This window comes from Achromobacter sp. (assembly GCF_032113835.1).
In the GTDB taxonomy this organism is placed as follows: domain Bacteria; phylum Pseudomonadota; class Gammaproteobacteria; order Burkholderiales; family Burkholderiaceae_B; genus Achromobacter.
The window spans coordinates 23,698-43,789 of sequence record NZ_DAMCTG010000001.1; the positions used below are offsets into that span (position 1 = coordinate 23,698).

The window sequence follows — 20,092 nt, forward strand, 5'->3', positions numbered from 1 at the left end:
TAACAATGACAAGCACTGCAATGGAAACCGCCACCGGGACACTCGACGTCGCGGGCGGCGCGCCGGCCCGGCCTGCATCCTGGAGCGCCGTCCTGGCCTTATCTGTGTGCGCGTTCGCGCTGGTGGCCTCTGAGTTCCTGCCCGTCAGCCTGCTGACGCCCATGGCGTCGGACCTGCAGGTGACGGAGGGCATGGCCGGACAAGGCATCGCCATCTCCGGCGCATTCGCCGTGGTGACAAGCCTGTTCATCTCGGCGCTGGCGGGCAGTCTGAACCGCAAGACGCTGCTGCTTGGCCTGACGGCGGCCATGGGGGCGTCGGGCGCCATTGTGGCGCTGGCGGGCAATTACGTGGTCTACATGGCGGGCCGCGCGCTGATCGGCGTGGTGATCGGCGGCTTCTGGTCGATGTCGGCGGCGACCGCAATCCGGCTGGTGCCGCCCGCCCGAGTTCCGCGCGCGTTGGCGATTCTGAATGGCGGCAACGCGCTGGCAACCGTGGTGGCCGCGCCATTGGGCGCCTATCTGGGCGCGGTCATCGGCTGGCGCGGCGCATTCCTGTGCCTGGTGCCGGTGGCGCTGATGGCGCTGGCCTGGCAATGGCTGACGCTGCCGTCCATGCCCGCCGCGCCGCGTGCCGCCGGCGCGGGTGGCGTGTTCAAGGTCTTCACGCTGTTCAAGCGCCGTCATGTCGCCATCGGCATGGCCGCCAGCAGCCTGTTCTTCATGGGGCAGTTCGCGCTGTTTACGTATGTGCGGCCGTTCCTGGAGACCGTGACGCGCATTCAGGTGCCGGCGTTGTCGCTCGTGCTGCTTGCCATCGGCGTGGCCGGATTGGCCGGCACGGTGCTGATCGGCCGGGTGCTGCAGCGGGGGTTCTATCAGACGCTGATCGCCATTCCTCTGTTCATGGCGGCGATCGCGATGGGCCTCATCGCGTTTGGTCACTGGATGCCGGCTGTCGTGGGGCTGCTGGCGTTGTGGGGCCTGACGGCGACGGCGGCGCCCGTGGGCTGGTGGGCATGGGTGGCGAAGACGTTTCCGCACGACGCGGAAGCCGGCGGCGGGCTGCTGGTGGCGGTGGTGCAGATGGCCATCGCGTTGGGATCGACCGTGGGCGGCGTGCTGTTCGATCACAGCGGTTACCAGAGCACGTTCGCGGCAAGCGCCGTGCTGCTGGTTGGAGCGGCCGCGCTGGCGGGAATGACGGCGCGCACGCGGCCGCGCAATCAGCGCGCCCCAGCGACGTCCAACTTCCCTGCATGACGTGCGAGCCAGCGCCGGAATTCATCCGCGAAGCAGTCGACCACCCGGTCCTCGTGCCCGAGCGACGCGGCGCTGTTGTGCGGGCTGATCCACACCGACGGCAGCGACCATAGCGGCGACGTCTGCGGCAACGGTTCTTCCGCAAACGCGTCGAGGTAAGCGCCCGCCAGGCGTCCCGCAGCCAGCGCGTCCGTCAGCGCGGCCTCGTCGACCAGCTCGCCGCGCGCGACATTGACGATGCGCGCGCTGCTCGGCAACAGCGCCAGCCGGCGCGCATCGATGATGCCGGCGGTCTCGGCATTCAATGGCAGGGCCAGCACCAGCCAGTCGCAATGGGGCAGGGCGTCGTCCAGCTGCGCCATGTCGATGACATCGTCAAAGCCGATCAGCGCCCCGGCACGGCGGCGAACGGCCGTCGTGCGCAGGCCCAACGCGGAGCACAAGCGCCCGATCTCCTGGCCGATGGCGCCCGCGCCCAGCACCAGCACGTGCATCGACGACAGATCCCGCGGCCGGGCGTCGCCGGTGAGCGGCTGCCATGCGCGCCGCGCCTGCGACGCGAGCCAGCGGTCGAAGCCGCGCGACTGCGCCAGGATGGCGGCTGCGGCGGTCTGCGCGATGGGGGCGGCGGTGACGCCGGTGGACGCCGTGACCGGGACGCCCCGCGCCAACGTGTGCGCATACTGCGGCAGGTCCTGACCCGACGAACAGACATGAAGCCAGCGCAGCCCGGGTGCTGCATCCGCCACCCGAAAGAAGGCATCGGACAGCGGGCCGGGCTTGCGCAGCGAACTGCCTTCGTACAGGTCGCGTGAAAAGAACGCCACGTCGATACGTGCGGGGTCGGCGTCTTCGACCGGATGGCGTTGCAGGCGCACGCCGGCATCCTGCGCGAGGGCATCGAGGCGCGGGCCGTGCGCGCGGTCGACCTTGGCCGACAGCAGCAGGCCCAGCGCGGGGGCGGCCGTGTTCAACGCACGACCTGCCAGCGGTCGCGTTCACCGGGATAGACGACGCCGTACTCGGCGATGGCATCGTCGTCGAACCGGAAGGCAAGGCCGGGCTCGGAAGGCACCAGCAGGTTGCCATCCTCGGCCTGCAGCTGGCGGTCGATAAGGCGGCGGAAGTTGACGATGTGATCGTCCGGCATCCACTCCACGTAGGTCGCATTGGGCGCGCTGGCGGCCAGGTGGATGTGCACGTCGTGCCACGCGTGCGGCGCGACGGTGATGCCATGACTGTCCGCAGTGGCCGCGATGCGGCGCCACTCGGTGATGCCGCCGCACACCGTTGCATCGGTCTGCAGGATGGTGGTGGCGCCGCTGGCGATCAGGTCCTTGAAGCGCCAGCGGCCGGCTTCGACTTCGCCGGTGGCGACGGTGACCGGCGTGGCGCGCGCCAGCCGCACGTGATTGTCGATGTCGTCGGGCGAGAAGGGCTCTTCGATCCAGAAGGGGTGATAGGGCTCGAACGCGCGCATGTATTCCAGCGCCGTGGGCAGGTCGCGCCACGCGTTGTTGGCGTCCAGCATCAGGCGCACGTCGTCGCCGATGGCCTCGCGCACCGCGGCAATGCGCTTGCGCTCGCCAGCCACGCTTTCCAGGCCGACCTTCATCTTGACGGCGCGAAAGCCTTCTTTGACGTGCTGCGCCATTTCGGCGGCCAGCTTGTCCGGCGTCTTGCCCGGCTGGTAGTACCCGCCGCTGGCGTAGGCAGGCACGCGGTCCTTCACCGTGGCGCCCAGGTATTGGTAGAGCGGCACGCCGGCGCTGCGTGCGTTCAAGTCCCACAGCGCCGTGTCGATGGCGGACAGTGCGCGCATCACGCCGCCGGCCCGGCCCAGCAGCAGCGCCTCTTGGTACAGCTCATTCCACAGGCCTTCAACGCGTAGGGATTCCTGACCAACCAGGCGGGGCGCCAGCAGGTCGGTCACGGCCACGGACAACAGGCGTCCTGCGCTGTTCACGGCGTAGCAATAGCCCAGGCCCTCCTGGCCGTCAGTGGAGCGCACTCGCACCAGGCAGTATTCGCGCGCCTTGACCTGGCGTGTGGAGAACGTGACGGGATTCGCAAGCGGCACGCGGGCAATGCAGACAGAGACGGATTCGATGGTAGGCATATGCAGGGATGCTCCGGTTTGGATGGGATCAGTCGAACTTGATGTTGCTTTGCTTGATGACGCCAGCCCACTTCACTTTTTCGCTGTCGATCAATTGCTGGAACTGCGCGGGCGATTCATCCAGTGGTTTGAGGCCCATTTCGTCCAGGCGCGCCTGCATTCCGGGTTCGCGGACCACGCGAGAAATCTCCTTGTGCAGGAAGTCGACGACCTGCGGCGGCGTGCCGGCGGGCGCGATGATGCCGAACCACACGTTGGCCTCGTAGCCGGGCACGCCGGACTCGGCCAGCGTCGGCACGTCGGGCAGTTGCGGCAGGCGCTCCTTGGAGGTCACCGCCAGCGCCTTGAGCTTGTTCTGCTTGATGAAGGGCAGGCTCTGCGTGGGCGTGGCGAAGATCAGCGGAATCATCCCGCCGATCACATCGGTCTGTGCAGGCGCGCCGCCCTTGTAGGGGATGTGGTTCATGCGGATGCCGGCCATCTGGTCCAGCAGCTCCAGCGAGATGTGTTGCGTGGAACCCTGGCCCGGCGTGCCGAAGTCGATGCCGCGCTCTTTCTTCTTGGCCAGCGTGATCAGGTCCTTGGTGGTGTTGGGCTCGAATTTGGGATTGGCCACCAGCACGAACGGCGTGTCGGCGATCAGCGAGACCGGCGCGAAGTCCTTGAGCGTGTAGGTGAGGTTGGGGTACAGCAACGTGTTGGTGACGTGCGAGGAGATCACCAACATCAGCGTGTAGCCGTCGGCCGGCGAGCGCTTTAGCTCACCGGTCGCGATGGTGCTGTTCGCGCCCGGCTTGTTCTCGACGATCATCGGCTGCGGCCAGGTCTTCGATAGTTCCGCGGCGACCAGGCGGGCGACGGTGTCGTTGGAGCCGCCGGGCGCCATGCCGACCATCAGGCGCACGGGTTTGGCGGGGTAGTTCTCGGCGAAGGCGAGGGGGGCGGCAGCGGCAAGGGCGGCGGACAGGCAGCCGCCAACGAGGACACGGGCAAGGCGCTTCATGAGGTTGTCTCCTTGGTTTGTTCTGCTGTTGTGAACCCATGATAGACAGGCCGTCTTAGTCGATGAATGGATAATTTGGATAAGAAAATCGAGAAAATCGATAAATGTGCGCGGGCTTGAAATGGGCATGCGCCTGCGTGCGCGGGGCATTGCTGCCATCGCGCCCGCAGGCGTGCATTCGTCAGGAGCGTTTCAGTCGAGGGTGCGGGCCAGCGCCTGCACGGAAGGCTGCAGGTGTTCGCGCAGCAGCGCCAAGAATGCCTGTGCGGCCAGTGAATCGGTGGCGTCGCGGCGCCGCGCCAGGCAGATGTCGCGTTCGTTGATCGGCAGCGTCAGCGGCACGGCTTTCAAGCCGGCCAGCCGGAACTGAAAGAGCGCCAGGGTGGGCGCAATGGTGACGCCCAGACCGGCCGCGATGAAGCCGGCGGCCGTGGACAGGCTGTTGACCTGATGCGATCGCAGCCACTGCCGGGGATAGATGGCGGCGTCCAGATGCTGGCGGATGCTGCTGTTGCTTTCGAATCCGATGATCGGATAGTCCAGCACGTCCTGCACCGACAGGCGGCGCCGCGTGGCCAGCGGATGGCTGGCGGGGCAGATGAAATGGAAGGTGTCGCGGGCCAGAACCTCGATGTCGAGGTCGGTGCTGGGATAGGCGGCCGCGCACAGTGCGAAGTCCACCTGGCGGTTTCGGACCATATCGATGCACACAGTGCTGGCCACGTCCTGCACTTGCACGCTGATGCCCGGGTAATCCGCGCTGAAGCGGGCGATGAGCCCCGGCAGGATGCCCGAGGATATCGATGGCAGCGCGGCAAGTGCGACGCGGCCCTTGCGCCGCTCGACGTGGTCACGCATTTCGGCCAGGGCGCGTTCGGTCTCGGGCAGCAGGTGGGCGACGATGTTCTGGAAGGCTTCGCCTTCGGCGGTCAGTTCGACATTGCGCGTGCTGCGCGAGAACAGCTTTACGCCCAGGTCGCTTTCCAGATTGGAGATCAATGCGCTGAACGCGCTCTGGGTCAGGCAGCAGTGCTCGGCCGCGCGCGTGAAACTGCGCAATGCCGCCAGGGCCGTAAAGGCCTTCATGTGGCGTAGCGAAAGATTCATGCGGTGGTCTCCGCTGCGCTAAGGACTAGAAACCATACAGCGCCGCCGGATTGGCCGCCAGCACCTGGCGCCGTAGGGCCGCGTCCGGCAGCCAGGATTCGAGCTCGCGCGCGAGGCGATCGGGTGCGACGTCGCGATACGCGCTGACTTCAGTGGGAAGCTTGCCTGGCTCGCGATTGGTGTGCGGCCAATCGCTGGCCCACAGCGCACGTTCCGGATTGCGGCCAATGAAGGCGCGGGCCAGTTCGGTCACGCGCTCGGCCTCGCCGCCGGCATCGGGGTCCGCGCTGATCCGGTAGGACGCCGACAGCTTGACGTAGGCGGCCCCGCTGCCGACCAGGTCCAGCACCTGCCGAACGCGCGGATCGTCCAGCGCAAGCTGCGCCGGAATCATCGCGAAGTGATCCAGCACCACCGGCACCGGCAGCCGGACCAGCGCAGGGATGGCGCTGGCGATGGCGTCGAGCGAGGCGTAGACCTGGATGTGCCAGCCTTGCCCCGCCAGACGGCCGGCCCACGCCGACAGTGCGCGGCTGACGGCGGCGGCGTCGCTGGCGCCCGTGCTTTCCAGGTTGACGCGCACGCCGCGTACACCGGCGTCGTGCAGGCGGGTGAGATCCGCGTCGCAGATGTCTTCATCGGCCACGGCAACGCCGCGCGCCGCGCCGTCCAGCGCCAACAGGCTATCGACGAGCAGGCGGTTGTCGCTGCCATAGATGCTGGGCTGCACGATGACGGCGTGGGCGAGGCCCAGCCGTTGCATGTGCCCGCGCAGCGCATTCGCTGACGCGGGACCGGGGGTGTAATGCCGGTCCGCCAGCATGGGGTAGTCGGCCTGCGGCGCCACCACATGCACGTGGCAGTCGCAGGCGCCGGCGGGTAGCTGCGGCGCCGTCATGGTCAGCCCGCCTGCAGGCGCGCGACGAAGGCTGCGCCGGCTTCGCGCGTGCCCAGCTTGCCGCCGACGTCGCGCGTGCATTCCTGCGCGAGGATGGTGTCGGCGATGGTGGCCTCGATGGCGGCGGCGGCCTGCGTGAACGCGGCGTTCCCGGTCTTCTGGCCGTGCCAGTTCAGCAGCATCGCGCCCGACAGGATCAGCGAGATCGGGTTGGCGATGTTCTGGCCAGCGATGTCGGGCGCCGAGCCGTGCGCGGCCTGGCCCATGGCGTAGTCGCGGCCGGCGTTCAGCGAGCCGCCCAGGCCCAGGCTGCCCGACAGTTCGGCGGTCAGATCGGACAGGATGTCGCCGAACATGTTGGTGGTGACGACGACGTCGTAGCGCTGCGGCGCGCGCACCACGTGCGCCATCATGGCGTCGACGATTACGTCGTCCACGCGCACGTCCGGAAACTCCTGCGCGACCTGGCGGCACATTTCCAGGAACATGCCGTCGCCCAGCTTCAGCACGTTTGCCTTGTGCACCATCGTGACGTGCTTGTTGCGCGTCATGGCCAGCTCGAACGCGGTGCGGGCGATGCGCTCGCAGCACTGGCGGGTGATGCGGCGCAGCGACACGACGACGTCGGGCGTGATCAGCATTTCGCTGCCGCCGGATTCGACGTTGCGGTCAGCGTAGAAGCCTTCGGTGTTTTCGCGCACCACGACCAGATCGAATTCGCCCAGGCGCGCCTGCATGCCGGGATAGGTCCGCGCGGGGCGGATGTTGGCGTGCAGGTCGAGCTTCTTGCGAAAGTACATCGACGGATTGATCTCGCCGCGGGCCTCGTCCTTGAAGTCGTAGGTGGCCATAGGGCCGAGCATCAGGCCGTCGGACGCCTTGACCTTCTCCAGGAGGGCGGGCGTGACGGTGGCGCCGTGCTTTTTCAGGCTGTCATGGCCCGCGATGTCGTGGTCGAACTGCAGGTTCAGGCCGAAACGGCGCGACGCGGCTTCAAGCACGTCGACGGCGACCGCCATGGTTTCGGGGCCGATGCCGTCGCCGGGGAGTACAACGATTTTCATGGGAGCGTTTTCCTGTGGGTTGATCGGCCGGGCTTATTCGACCTGGACCCCGGTGGCTTGCACCAGGTTCCGATACTTGGCGGCTTCGCTGCGCACGAAGGCCGTGAATTCCTGCGAGGTGTTCGGGCGCACGGCGGCGCCGTCGCCTTCGAGCCGCGATTTGATCGCGGGCTCGGCCAGGATGGCGTTCAGCTTGGCGTTGAGCTGTTCGACCACCGCCGGCGGCGTCTGCGCGGGCGCGAAGACGCCGCCCCACAGGCTGAATTGGAAGTCCGGCACGGCGGCCTCGCTGATGGTGGGGACGTTGGGCAGGATGCCCAGGCGCTCCCGCGAGGATACCGCCAGCGCCTTCAAACGGCCGCTGTTGATGTGGGGCATGACGGCCGATGCGCTGGAAAAGAAGAAGTCGACGTGGCCGCCCAGCAGATCGGACATGGCCTGGCCCGCGCCCTTGTAGGGCGCGTGGATCATGCGCGTCTGCGTGCCGAGCGCCAGCGCGGCGGCGGCCAGGTGGCCGGGCGTGGCGGTGCCGGAGGACGCGTAGGCCAGGGCGTCCGGCTTGGCGCGGGCCGCGGCGATCAGCGCGGCCAGGTCCGCATAGGGCGACTTTTCCGGCACGGCCAGCACCAGCGGCGAATCGCCCACCAGAATGACCGGGGCGAATTCGCGCAGCGGGTCGTAGCCCAGCGATTTCATGGCGTAAGGGTTGACGGCGATTTCGCCGGTCTGGCCGAGCAGCAGCGTGTAGCCATCGGCCGGCGCGCGCAGCACGATGCGCGAACCCACCGCGCCCGACGCGCCGGGGCGGTTCTCAACGATGAAGGTCTGCTTGAATTCCGTGCCCAGGCGTTCGGCCAGGATGCGGGCGAAGACGTCGCCCTGGCCGCCGGGCGCGTAGGGCACGATCATCGTCACGGGTTTGGACGGATACGCGTCGGCCGCGCGTGCCGCGCCGGCCAGCATCAGCGCCGTGCCGGCCGCCGCGCCTTGCAAAAGGCGCCGGCGCGCGGGGTTCAGGGGGGAAGCATGCTGCATGGTGTCTCCTTGTTGTCTCTTCGCAGTCAGTGCGCGGCGGTTCAGTCCAGCGCCATGCCGGACTTCTTGACCACGCCTTGCCACATCTCCAGTTCGGCGGCCAGGGCCTTGCCGAAGTCTTCCGGCGAGCCGCTGATGGCCTGCGCGCCCTCGTGCTTGAGGCGGTCGGCAACCAGCGTGTCGGCGGCGGCCGCGTTGATGGACTGGTTCAGTTTGGCGACGACGTCGGGCGGCGTGCCGGCCGGCGCCAGGACGCCCCACCACGTCGTGATGTCGAAGTCGGGCACGCCCGCCTCGGCCACGGTGGGCGTGTCGGGAAAGAGCGGCGAGCGCGTCTTGCCGGTGACGGCCAGCAGGTCCACGCGCTGGTCGCGCACCTGCGACAGGATGGTGGGCACCGTGGCGAAGAACACCTGGACGCGACCGGCCAGCAGATCGACGGTGGCCGGGCCGCTGCCCTTGTACGGCACGTGCGTCATCGCGGCGTTGGTCTTCTGCTTGAACAGTTCGCCGGCCAGATGATTGATGCTGCCGTTGCCGGCCGAGCAGAAGTTCAGGTCGGCGTCCGGCTTGGCGGCGAGCTCGCGCAGTCCGGCGATGGAGGTCAGCTTCAGGTCCTTGGCCGTCACGACGAAGAGCGGGCCGCGGCCCAGCATGGCGATGGGGGCGAAGGACTTGCGCACGTCATAGGTGGTGCTGATGCCGGCGGCGGCGTTGGTCACGAAAGTCGACGTGGCAAAGAGCAGCGTGTAGCCGTCGGGGCGCGCGTTCGCGACCAGCGCGGCGCCGATGGAGCCGCCACCGCCGCCGCGGTTCTCCACGACCACGGACTGGCCCAGCTTGTCGGCCAGCGTGCGCGCCATGTCGCGCGCAATGCTGTCGGTGCCGCCGCCCGCCGCAAACGGCACCACCAGCGTGATGGGCCGGCTGGGATAGGTGTCGGCGGACGCGGCCGCCGGCGCGCAGATCGCGGGCAAAAGAAGGGCCAGCCCCGCCAGCAGACGCTGCGGGGATACGTTGAACTGCTTCATCGACTTGTCTCCGATCGACGGCCGCGCTCAGCCCTGGCGCAGCATCTTTAGGCGTTCCAGCAGGGCCTGGTGAATGTGGTGTTGGGCGGCGTCTTGCGCGCCTTGGACGTCGCGGGCGCGGATGGCGTCGACGATGGCCTGGTGTTCCTGGTTGGAGCGGCCGGCCCGCTCGGAAGAGCTGAGCGTGCTGCGTCCCAGCAGATAGGTGGTCTCGGTCAGCGAATGCAGCGAGCGGATCAGGTAGCGGTTGTGCGCGGCGCTGTAGATGGCCTGGTGAAAGCGCAGGTTCTGCGCGACGGGGTCGCCGTTGTCGCCTTCGTCCAGGATGGCCTGCATGTTGGCGATCTCGGCGTCGGTGGCATGGCGCGCGGCGAAGGCGGCGGCGGCGCCCTCCAGCACTTCGCGCATGGAATAGAGCTCGCCGACCTCCTGCTGGTCCATCGTGGTGACCACCAGTCCGCGGCCGGGCTCGTGCGTGATGAGGCCTTCGTCCTGGATGCGCTTGAGCGCCTCGCGCACCGGGGTGCGGCCCATTTCGAGCTGGTCGGCGACTTCCACTTCGCGCAGGCGGTGGCTGGGCGTGAACATGCCCACCAGGATGCGGCGCTTGATTTCGTTGTAGGCCGCAAAGGCCTGCGAATTGCTTTTCGGAATGGGCAAGATTGTCTCGGCGCGTTTTTTGTATATTTTTGCATACAAAAAAATAGCAGGCAATGCGGCCCTTGAATTCAGGTTGTGTCGGCGCGCTTTACGGCATCGCCGCCACGCGCCGCCGGAACAGGTCCGCCATGGTGGCGGCCGCCAGCGATAGCGGCGTGCCCTGCAGCGTCATGATGCCGATGCTGGCGACCGGCATCGGCACGTCCGCGCGGATGCGCCGGGCCTCGTCGCCATAGGGCTTGATGTCGAGCATGCCGGACGGACAGATGATGAGCGCGTCGCTGCGGGTCATGAGGCTCCACATGACGCCGAAGGTGTCGCATTCGATGACGCGGCCGGGTTCGGGCAGGCCGTGCGCGCGCAGGCCGCGCAAAAAGGCTTCGGTATGGCTGCCGCCCGAGACGTTGAGCAGCCATTCGCAGCCGCGGATGTCGTCCCAGCGCCGCGCGCGCGCCAGCGGATGGCCCTTGCGGCAGGCGATCATGAATTCCAGCGGGCGCAGTTCCTCGAATTCGAATTCCTGACCGCCGACGCCGTCGTTCATGCGCGAGGCCAGCGCAAAATCCAGCGCGCCGTTGCGCAGGGCGGGCTGCACCGAGGCCAGCAGGCCTTCCGAGACCTTGACCTTCGCGGCCGGCATGCTGGCGCGGAATTCGGCCAGCACGCCGGGCAGGACGCTGAGCATGACCATGGGCGTCACGCCGACCGCCACCCGGGCCTGCGCGCCGCTGAGCAATTGGCGGATGTCCTGGCGCGCCAGTGCGAGTTGCGCCTGCGCCAGGCGGGCCCGCACCGTCAGATGCTCGCCGCATTCGGTGACGGCGATGCCCTTGGGGCTGCGCGTCAAGAGCGGCGCGTCCAATTCGGTTTCGAGTTCCTTGATGGCCTTGGTCACGGCTGCCTGGCTCAGGTGCAGGCTGCGCGCGGCGGCGCGGATGCTGCGCAGTTCGGCCACTTTCAGCCACGCCCGCAGTTGATGGTCTTTCATGACGGCTAATCAGCTGACAACCTGGGGTGGTCACCTTAACAAAAATGTAGCCTTACATGCAGCGCGGACCATCCCTAAGCTGATCGTCGATCAGGCCCGGCAAGACCGAGAGGCCTGGCCCGAAAAAGCGCTTCAGGAGCATGCCATGCCGAACTTCGCCCGCCGTGCCGTTTCCATGTTTCTTGTCCTGCTGGCCGCCACGGCCGCCGGCGCCGCTCGCGCCGATTGGCCGGAACGGCCGATCAAGCTCATCGTCCCGTACGCCGCGGGCTCCGGTCCCGACGTGGTGCTGCGCCCGATTGCCGACGCGCTGGGCCGCGAACTGGGGCAGCCGGTCATCGTGGAAAACCGGGGCGGGGCGGGCGGCATCGTCGGCACGCAGGCGCTGGCGTCGGCGCCGCCCGATGGCTACACCATCGGCTTCGGCAACATCGTCACGCTGGCGATCAACAAAAGCATGTACGCCAAGCTGCCCTACGACCCGCAGCGCAGTCTGGCGCCCGTCAGCCTGGCCATCAGCAACGCGCTGGTGCTGATCGCGCGCAACGGCCTGCCGGCCAACAACGTGCAGGAGCTGGCCGCGTACGCGAAGAAGAATCCCGGCAAGGTCAGCGTGGGATCGCTGGGGGTGGGATCCAGCGCGCACCTGGCGGGCGAGATGCTCAAGAGCGAGACCGGCACCACCATGCTGCACGTGCCGTACAAGAGCGGTCAGCAGGCCGTGGTGGATCTGGCGGGTGGGCAACTTGATGTGATGATCGACAACGTCGCGGGCGTTCTGCCCTTCATCCGTTCGGGGCAGGTCAAGGTGCTGGGCGCCACCAGCTTGAAGCGCGTGCCGGTATTGCCGGAGGTGCCGACGCTGGACGAGTCGGGTTTGAAGGGTTTCGAGGTGGTGTCGTGGGGCGGCATCGTGACGCCGGCCGGCGTACCCAAACCGGTGATCGACAAGCTGAATGCCGCCGTTGCCAAGGCGTTGCTGGACCCTGCGGTGCAGAAGCAGAACGAGACCCTGTCCGTCGACGCCACGCCTTCCTCGCCGGCGCAATTCGCGGAACTGATCGCAGCCGAGATTCCGCGCTGGGCCGCGATGGTGAAGCAATCCGGCGCGTCGGCGGACTGAACGCGCGTTGCGGAACAGGTCTTGCAGATCGCGCGCTGCGGGACGGTCCGCGCAGAACGGGTACTTGAGAATAGGGAGACAACATGACGAACGCACTCTGGCGCTGGAACGCGCTCGACCTCGCCCGCGCCATCCGCAGCGGTGAAGTATCCAGCCGGGAAGCGGTGCAAAGCTGCCTGGACCGCGCGAACGCGGTCAACGCCGCCTTCAATCCGCTGACGGAGACCTATGCCGATCAGGCGCTGCGCGCCGCGGATGCGGCCGACGCGGCGGTGCGCGGCAAGCAGGAACTGGGTGCGCTGCATGGCGTGCCGGTCACGATCAAGGCCAACGCGGATCTGGCGGGCACCGCCACGACCAACGGCGTGACCGCCTATCGCGACCTCGTCGCGCAGGAGAACAATCCGGCGGTCGACAACTGGCTCCGCGCGGGGGCGATCGTCATCGGACGCACGAACGTCCCGGCGTTTTCCTGGCGCTGGTTCAGCGACAACGATCTGCATGGACGCACCGTCAATCCGTTCGACGTGGCGCGCACGCCGGGTGGTTCCAGCGGCGGGGCGGCGGTGGCGGCTGCGCTGGGCGTCGGGCCGCTTGCGCATGGCAGCGACCAGGGCGGCTCGATCCGCTATCCCGCGTATGCGTGCGGCGTTGCGGGGCTGCGGCCGTCGCAGGGGCGGGTGCCGGGCTACAACGCCACGCAGCGCTCGGAGCGTCCGGTGGCCTCGCAGATGGCGGCGACGCAAGGGCCGCTGGCGCGTACCGTCGCCGATCTGCGCTTGGGGCTGGCGGCGATGTCGGGCGGTGACGCGCGCGATCCCTGGTGGGTCCCGGCGCCGCTGGCGTTTCCCGATGCGAACGACAACCGTCGCGTCGCGCTGTTTGCGGGCACGGCGCAGCACAAGGCCGACGCCGCGGTGGCCGACGCGCTGCAGCGCGCGGCCGGTTGGCTGCAGGACGCGGGCTACATCGTCGAGGTTGCCGAGCCGCCGCAGTTCGACGCCGCGGCCGCGCTGTGGCTGGACGTGCTGATGAACGAGGCCGCCGGTTCCATGCAGCGCGAGATCGAACGCGCCGGCGACCGCGCCATCCAGAACGCGTACCAAAGCATGCTGGCGCACACGCCCCGCCGGGACAAGGACGGCTTCATTCAGGCGATGGCGATGCGCACGACGATCCTGCGCGAATGGGGCCGCTTCTTCGAGCGCTATCCAGTTCTGTTGATGCCCGTGTCGTTCGCGCTGCCTTTCCCGGTGGACCGGGATCAGCAGGGCGCGGACGTGATGGCGGACATCCTGCGGGCGCAGAGTCCGTTGATCTCGACGGCGATTCTGGGGCTGCCGGGGCTGTCGGTGCCCGTCGGCATGTCTGGCGGCGTGCCGGTCGGTGTGCAACTGGTGGCGGGGCGGTTCCGCGAAGACCGGTGCCTGGCGGCCGGCGAAGCCATCGAGGCGCGGGCCGGCTGGTCGGTGCTGGACCGGTTGGGGGTTTGAACGCGCGCGGCGGTTAACGGGCGGTGTCGGGCAGGTCTTCGTCGCCGCGGTCATTCGTGACCCGATCTATCTTCGCGCACCGGTACAGCGCCTCCTTGTCCAGCACCGTCAATCCGCCGTAGTGCGTCTGCAGTATGCCTTCGCGCGCCAGCCGGGTCAGCGCGGTGTTGCAGCGCTGGCGCGAGACGCCGCATAGGCCGGCGATCTCTTCCTGCGAGATCCGCAGCCGCCCCTTCGTGCCCGAATGAACCTCGGCATCAAGTTGCGCCGCGACGGCGCGCGCCACGGTGGTGTCGACGTCGAGCAGCACGTTGCCCGTGTAGCAGCCCATCAGCCAGTTCACCCGCTGCGCCAGGTGCGTCATCAGCGCCTTGGTGAATTCGATGTTGTTGTTCCAGAGGCGCTCGCAGGTGTCGCGCGGCAGGATCACGATGCGGCTGGGCCGCAGGGCGACGACTTCGTATTCGAAGCGCTCGCGTCGGATCATGGTGGCTTCGCCGAACCAGCTTCCGGTGCTGAATCCGGCCAGCGACAGCGTGCGGCCATCCGTGCCGGGCGATGACCACTTCACCAAGCCTTCGACTACGCCATACCAGCCGGGCGAGCGGGACCCGGCACGAAACAGGTATTCGCCTGTCGACAGCGACACCGTGCGCAGTTCGGCGCGCACCACGTCGCGCTCGAGTTCGGGCAACCCCTTGTACCAGGGCACCACGTCGAGCATCTTGTCCACGGCGCTACGCGCCGGCCTGCGATTCGCGCCGGATGCGTCGTTGCCCGCCAGGGCAGGCGATTCGCGCATGTTCGTTCCCTGTCTGGAGGTGGAATGCGGCCCAGGTAAACCCTAGGGTTCTTTGTCAACGTGATGACTGTCCGCAGGGGCAACCGGACCGCAGAATGTTTGACGCCCACGGGCCAAAAACCATAAGAGGAGACCGGTATGTTGTCAATGCCACGCCTGCTGTCCGCCACCGCCATCGCCGGCGCCATTTCCGCCACGCTGCTGCCCGCCACGGCCGCACACGCGCAAGTGTCCGACGACGTGATCCGAATCGGATTCATCACCGACATGTCCGGGGTCTACTCGGGGCCGGATGGTCCTGGCGGCGCGGAAGCCATCAAGATGGCCATCGAGGAAATGGGCGGCCAGATCAACGGCAAGAAGATCGAGCTCTTGACCGCGGACCACCAGAATAAGGCCGACGTGGCCTCGGCCAAGGCGCGCGAATGGTTCGACCAGCGCGGCCTGGACATGCTGATCGGCGGCACCAATTCCAGCACGGCGCTCGCCATGTCCAAGGTGGCGGCAGATAAGAAGAAGCCGATCATCGTGGTGGGCGCCGGTGCGCCTGCGCTGACCAACGAGCAATGCACGCCCTACACGCTGAACTACGCCTACGACACCGTGGCGCAGGCGCGCGGCACGGGCGCGGCGGTCGTCAAGGCGGGCGGCAAGAGCTGGTACTTCCTGACGGCCGACTACGCCTTCGGACACGCGCTGCAGGCCGACACCACCAAGGTCGTCGAGTCGGGCGGCGGCAAGGTCGTGGGCAGCGTGAAGCATCCGCTGGCCGCCAGCGATTTCTCGTCGTTCCTGTTGCAGGCGCAAAGCAGCAAGGCCGAGATCCTGGCGCTGGCCAATGCCGGCGCGGACGCGACCAATTCGATCAAGGCCGCCAACGAGTTCGGCATCACCAAGTCGATGAAGCTGGCGGGCATGATCATGTTCATCAACGACATCCACGCCATGGGCCTGCCGGCCGCGCAGGGCATGTACCTGACCGACAGCTGGTACTGGAATGCGTCGGACGAGACGCGCGCCTGGAGCCGCAAGTTCTTCGACCGCCGCCAGTCCATGCCGTCGTCGCTGCAGGCGGCCGATTACTCGGCGGCATTGCAGTACCTGCGCGCGGTCAAGGCAACCGGCACGGACGACGCCGACAAGGTGCTGGCCTACTTGCGCGAAAACAAGCTGAACGACATGTACATCAAGGACGGCGTGGTGCGTCCCGATGGCCGCGTCGTGCATGACATGTACCTGCTGCAGGTCAAGAGCCCGGACCAGTCGAAGGAGCCGTGGGATTACTTCACGGTGGTGCAGGCGATCGACGGTAACGAAGCTTTCACGAAGCAGTCCGAAAGCCGCTGCGCGCTGTGGAAATCCTAGGAGAACTCGCATGGCAAAACGCAAAGTCATCGTGACCATTGCCCCGACTGGGGGCATGGCCTTGAAAAGCCAGAATCCGCACCTGCCCACGCAGCCCGCGGAGATCGCGGAGGATGTCTATCGCTGCTACAACGCGGGCGCCAGCGTGGTGGCGCTGCATGCGCGGCGCTCCGACGATCTGGCGACGTGCGACGCCGCCGTCTACCGGAAGATGAACCAGCTTATCCGCGAGCGTTGCGACATCGTGCTGAACAACTCCACGGGCGGTGGCGTGCATGGCGACATGGTCGCCGAGACCTCGCCCGGCACGTGGGAGATCCTGTGGGAGGAGCGTCTGAAGGGCATGGGCGCGGGCGCCGAGATGTGCACGCTGGACGCCACCACGCTGAACCTGGCGTTCGGCGACCGCGAATATCTGATGAACACGCCGCTCAGCAAAGGGCGCGAGCTGGCCGCCGGCATGAAGGCGCGCGGCATCAAGCCCGAGTGGGAGGTGTTCAGCCCGACGCACATCCTGCAGGACGTGACGACGCTCATCAACGAGGACCTGGACGAGGGCCCGCACTTCATCAACCTGGTCATGAACGTGCACCGCAACTTCCAGAACGCCATGCCGTTTTCGCCGCGGCATCTGCAGATGATGGTGGACCTGCTGCCAAAGAACAGCGTGTTCTGCGTCAGCGGGATCGGGCCATCGCAGCTCGAGGCCAACATCAGCGCACTCCTGCTGGGCGGCCACGCGCGGGTCGGGCTGGAGGACAACCTCTATTACCGCCATGGCGAACTGGCCACGAATGTGCAGCTGACCGAGCGCATCGTGCGCATCATCCGCGAAATGGACATGGAGCCCGCGACGCCCGCCGAGGCACGCGAAATCATGGGCCTGCCGCTGAAAAGCGGCATCCGCCCGGAGTTTGCGCTGTGACGTAACCGTCTGGCGGCGCGGCTCAGGCGCCGCGCCGCCGCCACCCATACATCGGGAAAGGACATGATCGAATCATTGAAAGGCGCCCGCGTGCTGGTCACGGCGGGCGCGCAGGGCATCGGGCTGGCGATCGCGCGCAGGTTTGTGAATGCGGGCGCCGATGTGCATATCTGCGACGTGGACGAGCAGGCGCTCAAGGCGGCGCAAGAAAGCCTGCCCGCGTTGAGCGTCAGCCGGACGGACGTGTCTGATGAGGCGCAGGTGCTGGCGATGTTCGAGGCGCTGGGCGCGCGGTGGGGCGCATTGGATGTGCTGGTCAACAATGCGGGCGTGTCCGGGCCGACCAGCCGACTCGAGGACACCACGCTGGACGCCTGGCGCAACACGCTGGACGTCAACCTGACGGGCACGTTCCTGTGCGCGCGCAGCGCGGTGCCGCTGCTGCGGGCCGCGGGCGGCGGCGCCATCGTCAATATCTCGTCCGTGGCGGGGCGCCTGGGGTTTTCGCTGCGCTCGCCCTACAGCGCCAGCAAGTTCGGGCTGGCCGGGCTGACGCAGACCTGGGCGATGGAGCTGGGGCCGTCGAACATCCGCGTCAATTCCGTGCTGCCGGGCGTGGTGTCGGGTGACCGGGTCGAGCGCATCATCGCCGCCCGCGCCGAGGCCGGCGGGGTCAGCAACGATGCGATGCGCGAGCAGCTTGTGGAAAAGGTGTCGCTGCGCCGCATGACGCGTCCGGAAGATGTGGCGAATCAGGTGGTGTTCCTGTGCTCTGAACAAGGGGCGATGATCAGCGGGCAGAGCATATCGGTGTGCGGGAACGTGGAGCACCTGGGATGAGCCGGCCGATCGTCCTTTCCACCACGCCGGCCTCGGCCAGGACCGCGATGATCAGCGCCGCCGTGCCGATGACGAACATCGTCCGGTGCTGGCCGCCGCTTGCGCTGAACACGGCCGAATAGCCGTAGCCGGCCAGCGCCTGGAAGGTGGCAAAGCTGACCGTTGCGCGGCTCCAGGCCTGGTTCTGCGCAAAGGCATCGTGAGGAATCAGGTCGTGGATGCGCGCCAACGCCAGCGGCACGATGCCGGGCGGGAAGGTGCCCGCCACCAGCGCGGCGGCGCCCAGCCATGCGGCGTGGCCGCTGAAGCTCAGGGCGCCCATCGCGATTGCCTGCACGGCGAGCACGATGCGCAGCGCCTGGCGCGGGCCGAGCCGGTCGCCCAACCAGCCGTAGAGCGGGGGGCCCATCATTGCGCCGACGCCGTAGAGAATCCAGAAGCGCGCGCCGGCCGCGGCGCCCGCGCCCAGGCCGCGCTCGACGAAGTCCACCAGGAAGACCATCGCGGGAACCAGCGCCACCGCCATCAGCCCATACTGGCCGAACAGCAGGATCACGCCGGCACGGTGATCGGAAGGCAGGCGGTTCGTGGGAGGCGTGCCCGGCACCGCGTCCGCCACGCGGCGTGAGGCGGCGCCGTGCGCCGGCCACGCGCGCCAGGTCAGCAACGTCAGCGCGGCAGAGATGGCGGCAAGACCCAGCCATGCCGCCTGCAGCCCCAAGTCCAGCAGCCATGGCACGACCGTGCCTGAGCCTGCAATGCCGACGCCGATGCCCAGGAAGATTGCGCCGCCCGCCAGACCGCGCCGCGCGCGTGGCACATGCGGCAGGATCGTCGCGGCGGCCAGCACCATGATGGCGCCGCCCGCGATGCCGGAAGCAAGGCGCCAGCCGAAGAACCAGCCGATGGACAGCGGCAGGCTGCACGCCGCAAAGGCCAGGGTGACGAGCGCCATCATGACGCGCAGCACCTCTGTGCTGGAAAAGCGCCGCGCGAGGGGCTGGCCGATGAGGGCGCCGATGAGGTAGCCGGTCAGGTTGGCGGCGCTCAGGAACACCACGCTGGATGAAGAGAACCAGTGCGCCTGGATCAGCGCGGGGACGAGCGGCGCATAGGCGAATCGGGCCAGGCCGATGCTGGCCAGGCTGGCAGCGAACCCGGCAAGGACATAACGCCAGGCAGAGTTGCCTGCCACGGGGGGCGTTGCTACGGGAGTTGGCGCCGCGGCGGGGGCGACGGCGGATGAATGCGACATGGGGAGCCTCACGCTTCGAATTCCGGGCGAAACCGACCGGCTGCGAAAAAGTATAGGAAGCCCTGGTGCCGCAATCACGCAGCAATTTGCATGGTAAGTAATGCAAAAATGCAGCAGTCGATGCTGGGGGGTTGCGAGGTGTTCCGCCGGGATTCGACGCTGACTCGCGCCACCTATTGCGACGGAGGGTCGAACTGCTTGGCGACGGCGTCGATGAATGCCCGCACGCGCGCCGTGTGGCGCAGGTCCTGGTGCGTCACCAGCCACACCGGAAAGCCGCCCGCGCGTTCGCGCGCCGGCCACAGGCGGACGAGTCCCCCGCGCTCGGCCATGGGCACGGGCAGCTCGCCGATGCCGATGCCGTCGGCGATCATGGCGCGCAGCATCAGGCTGGAATTGGCCGTGGCCACGATGCAGCCGGCCTGGGCCGGTTCGCCGACGATGGTGGGCGCGCGGCCGCCTTCCAGATAGGGTTGGTAATACACCAGGTCATGTCCTTGCAGGTCCTCGCCTTCCGACGGCGCACCGTGCAGGTCCAGGTACTGCTCGCTGGCGTACAGGCCCACCGGCCAGCGAGCCAGCTGGCGCGTGACGAGATCCGGGTTTTCGGGCTTGACGTTGCGGATGGCGATATCCGCTTCGCGCCGCGCAAGATTGGCCATCTGGGTGGACACGCTCAGGCGGACGCGCACGGCGGGGTGTTGCGCGTGCAGCGCCGCGATGGCCGGAATGACGAATTCCATGGCCAGCGAGTCAGTCGTCGCGACCTTGACCTCGCCTTCGAGCCGCCCGTCGGTGCCTTGGGCCTGCCGCACGAGGTCATGGGCGAATTGCTCCATGCGCTCGGCCGCGCGCAGCACGCTCTCGCCGGTGGGCGTCAGCGTGTAACCGGTGGAACTGCGCAGGAACAGCGTCGCGCCCAGGGTGTGTTCCAGCGTGGCGATGCGCCGCCCGATCGTGGCCTGATCGACGCCGGCCACGCGCGCGGCGCGCCGCAGCGTGCCTTCCCGTTGCAGCGCCAGAAAGATCCTTGCATCGTCCCAGTTCATCGCTTCCTTCGCGGCTGTGTGCCGGCTTCGCCAGGCCCGTCGGGGCAGCGGGATTATCGCCTAAACCCCC

19 protein-coding genes are annotated in these 20,092 nt (G+C 67.8%); 6 read left to right on the forward strand and 13 right to left on the reverse strand.

Annotated features, from left to right (window positions below):
- The first annotated feature begins 20 nt into the window (after positions 1 to 20).
- The gene (locus RT697_RS00135) at positions 21 to 1,265 is read left to right on the forward strand and encodes an MFS transporter (RefSeq protein ID WP_313696566.1); all 1,245 of its coding nucleotides are present in this window, start codon (positions 21 to 23) and stop codon (positions 1,263 to 1,265) included.
- On the opposite strand, the gene RT697_RS00140 is transcribed toward RT697_RS00135, so the two are convergent.
- The 10 genes from RT697_RS00140 to RT697_RS00185 all read right to left on the reverse strand — a co-directional run bounded on the left by RT697_RS00140 (position 1,229) and on the right by RT697_RS00185 (position 11,170).
- Entirely contained in the window at positions 1,229 to 2,239 is a 1,011-nt protein-coding gene (locus tag RT697_RS00140; RefSeq protein ID WP_313696434.1) for an NAD(P)-dependent oxidoreductase, read from the reverse strand. The genes RT697_RS00135 and RT697_RS00140 overlap by 37 nt on opposite strands.
- Entirely contained in the window at positions 2,236 to 3,384 is a 1,149-nt protein-coding gene (locus RT697_RS00145; protein WP_313696435.1) for a mandelate racemase/muconate lactonizing enzyme family protein, read from the reverse strand. The genes RT697_RS00140 and RT697_RS00145 overlap by 4 nt, the downstream gene beginning before the upstream one ends.
- Positions 3,385 to 3,412: 28 nt before the next feature.
- Complete coding sequence (locus RT697_RS00150; RefSeq protein ID WP_313696436.1) at positions 3,413 to 4,387, reverse strand: tripartite tricarboxylate transporter substrate binding protein; 975 nt, start codon at positions 4,385 to 4,387, stop codon at positions 3,413 to 3,415.
- A 192-nt stretch (positions 4,388 to 4,579) separates the two neighbouring features.
- Positions 4,580 to 5,494, reverse strand: a complete 915-nt coding sequence (locus tag RT697_RS00155; RefSeq protein ID WP_313696437.1) for a LysR family transcriptional regulator — start codon at positions 5,492 to 5,494, stop codon at positions 4,580 to 4,582.
- Positions 5,495 to 5,519: 25 nt separating this feature from the next.
- Positions 5,520 to 6,392, reverse strand: coding sequence for an amidohydrolase family protein (locus tag RT697_RS00160; protein ID WP_313696438.1), 873 nt, complete (start codon positions 6,390 to 6,392; stop codon positions 5,520 to 5,522).
- A 2-nt stretch (positions 6,393 to 6,394) separates the two neighbouring features.
- Positions 6,395 to 7,456, reverse strand: a complete 1,062-nt coding sequence (locus RT697_RS00165) for an isocitrate/isopropylmalate family dehydrogenase (protein WP_313696439.1) — start codon at positions 7,454 to 7,456, stop codon at positions 6,395 to 6,397.
- Between the two features lie 33 nt (positions 7,457 to 7,489).
- Positions 7,490 to 8,491, reverse strand: a complete 1,002-nt coding sequence (locus RT697_RS00170) for a tripartite tricarboxylate transporter substrate binding protein (RefSeq protein ID WP_313696440.1) — start codon at positions 8,489 to 8,491, stop codon at positions 7,490 to 7,492.
- Between the two features lie 41 nt (positions 8,492 to 8,532).
- A complete protein-coding gene (locus tag RT697_RS00175) occupies positions 8,533 to 9,522 on the reverse strand; it encodes a tripartite tricarboxylate transporter substrate binding protein (protein ID WP_313696441.1) in 990 nt (329 codons plus the stop codon).
- Between the two features lie 27 nt (positions 9,523 to 9,549).
- Positions 9,550 to 10,182, reverse strand: coding sequence for a GntR family transcriptional regulator (locus tag RT697_RS00180; protein WP_175122377.1), 633 nt, complete (start codon positions 10,180 to 10,182; stop codon positions 9,550 to 9,552).
- An 88-nt stretch (positions 10,183 to 10,270) separates the two neighbouring features.
- Entirely contained in the window at positions 10,271 to 11,170 is a 900-nt protein-coding gene (locus tag RT697_RS00185) for a LysR substrate-binding domain-containing protein (RefSeq protein WP_313696442.1), read from the reverse strand.
- Between the two features lie 145 nt (positions 11,171 to 11,315).
- On the opposite strand from RT697_RS00185, the gene RT697_RS00190 reads away from it, so the two are divergent.
- Both RT697_RS00190 and RT697_RS00195 read left to right on the forward strand, forming a co-directional pair.
- Complete coding sequence (locus RT697_RS00190; RefSeq protein ID WP_313696443.1) at positions 11,316 to 12,293, forward strand: tripartite tricarboxylate transporter substrate binding protein; 978 nt, start codon at positions 11,316 to 11,318, stop codon at positions 12,291 to 12,293.
- Between the two features lie 83 nt (positions 12,294 to 12,376).
- On the forward strand, positions 12,377 to 13,786 hold the full coding sequence (locus RT697_RS00195) for an amidase family protein (protein ID WP_313696444.1): 1,410 nt from the start codon (positions 12,377 to 12,379) through the stop codon (positions 13,784 to 13,786).
- A gap of 13 nt (positions 13,787 to 13,799) precedes the next feature.
- Here RT697_RS00195 and RT697_RS00200 read toward each other — a convergent pair whose 3' ends face one another.
- The gene (locus RT697_RS00200) at positions 13,800 to 14,588 is read right to left on the reverse strand and encodes a Crp/Fnr family transcriptional regulator (RefSeq protein ID WP_313696445.1); all 789 of its coding nucleotides are present in this window, start codon (positions 14,586 to 14,588) and stop codon (positions 13,800 to 13,802) included.
- A 147-nt stretch (positions 14,589 to 14,735) separates the two neighbouring features.
- Between RT697_RS00200 and RT697_RS00205 the strand changes: the two genes are divergently transcribed.
- From RT697_RS00205 to RT697_RS00215, 3 genes are all read left to right on the forward strand, one after another.
- Positions 14,736 to 15,953, forward strand: coding sequence for an ABC transporter substrate-binding protein (locus tag RT697_RS00205; RefSeq protein WP_313696567.1), 1,218 nt, complete (start codon positions 14,736 to 14,738; stop codon positions 15,951 to 15,953).
- A 10-nt stretch (positions 15,954 to 15,963) separates the two neighbouring features.
- A complete protein-coding gene (locus RT697_RS00210) occupies positions 15,964 to 16,878 on the forward strand; it encodes a 3-keto-5-aminohexanoate cleavage protein (RefSeq protein ID WP_313696446.1) in 915 nt (304 codons plus the stop codon).
- 63 nt (positions 16,879 to 16,941) lie between these two features.
- On the forward strand, positions 16,942 to 17,718 hold the full coding sequence (locus RT697_RS00215) for an SDR family oxidoreductase (RefSeq protein ID WP_313696447.1): 777 nt from the start codon (positions 16,942 to 16,944) through the stop codon (positions 17,716 to 17,718).
- Here RT697_RS00215 and RT697_RS00220 read toward each other — a convergent pair.
- On the reverse strand, positions 17,669 to 18,973 hold the full coding sequence (locus RT697_RS00220; RefSeq protein ID WP_409517380.1) for a YbfB/YjiJ family MFS transporter: 1,305 nt from the start codon (positions 18,971 to 18,973) through the stop codon (positions 17,669 to 17,671). The genes RT697_RS00215 and RT697_RS00220 overlap by 50 nt on opposite strands.
- A gap of 173 nt (positions 18,974 to 19,146) precedes the next feature.
- Positions 19,147 to 20,022 (reverse strand): LysR family transcriptional regulator, encoded by an 876-nt coding sequence (locus RT697_RS00225; protein WP_313696449.1) that lies wholly within the window; start codon positions 20,020 to 20,022, stop codon positions 19,147 to 19,149.
- Between the last annotated feature and the right edge of the window lie 70 nt (positions 20,023 to 20,092).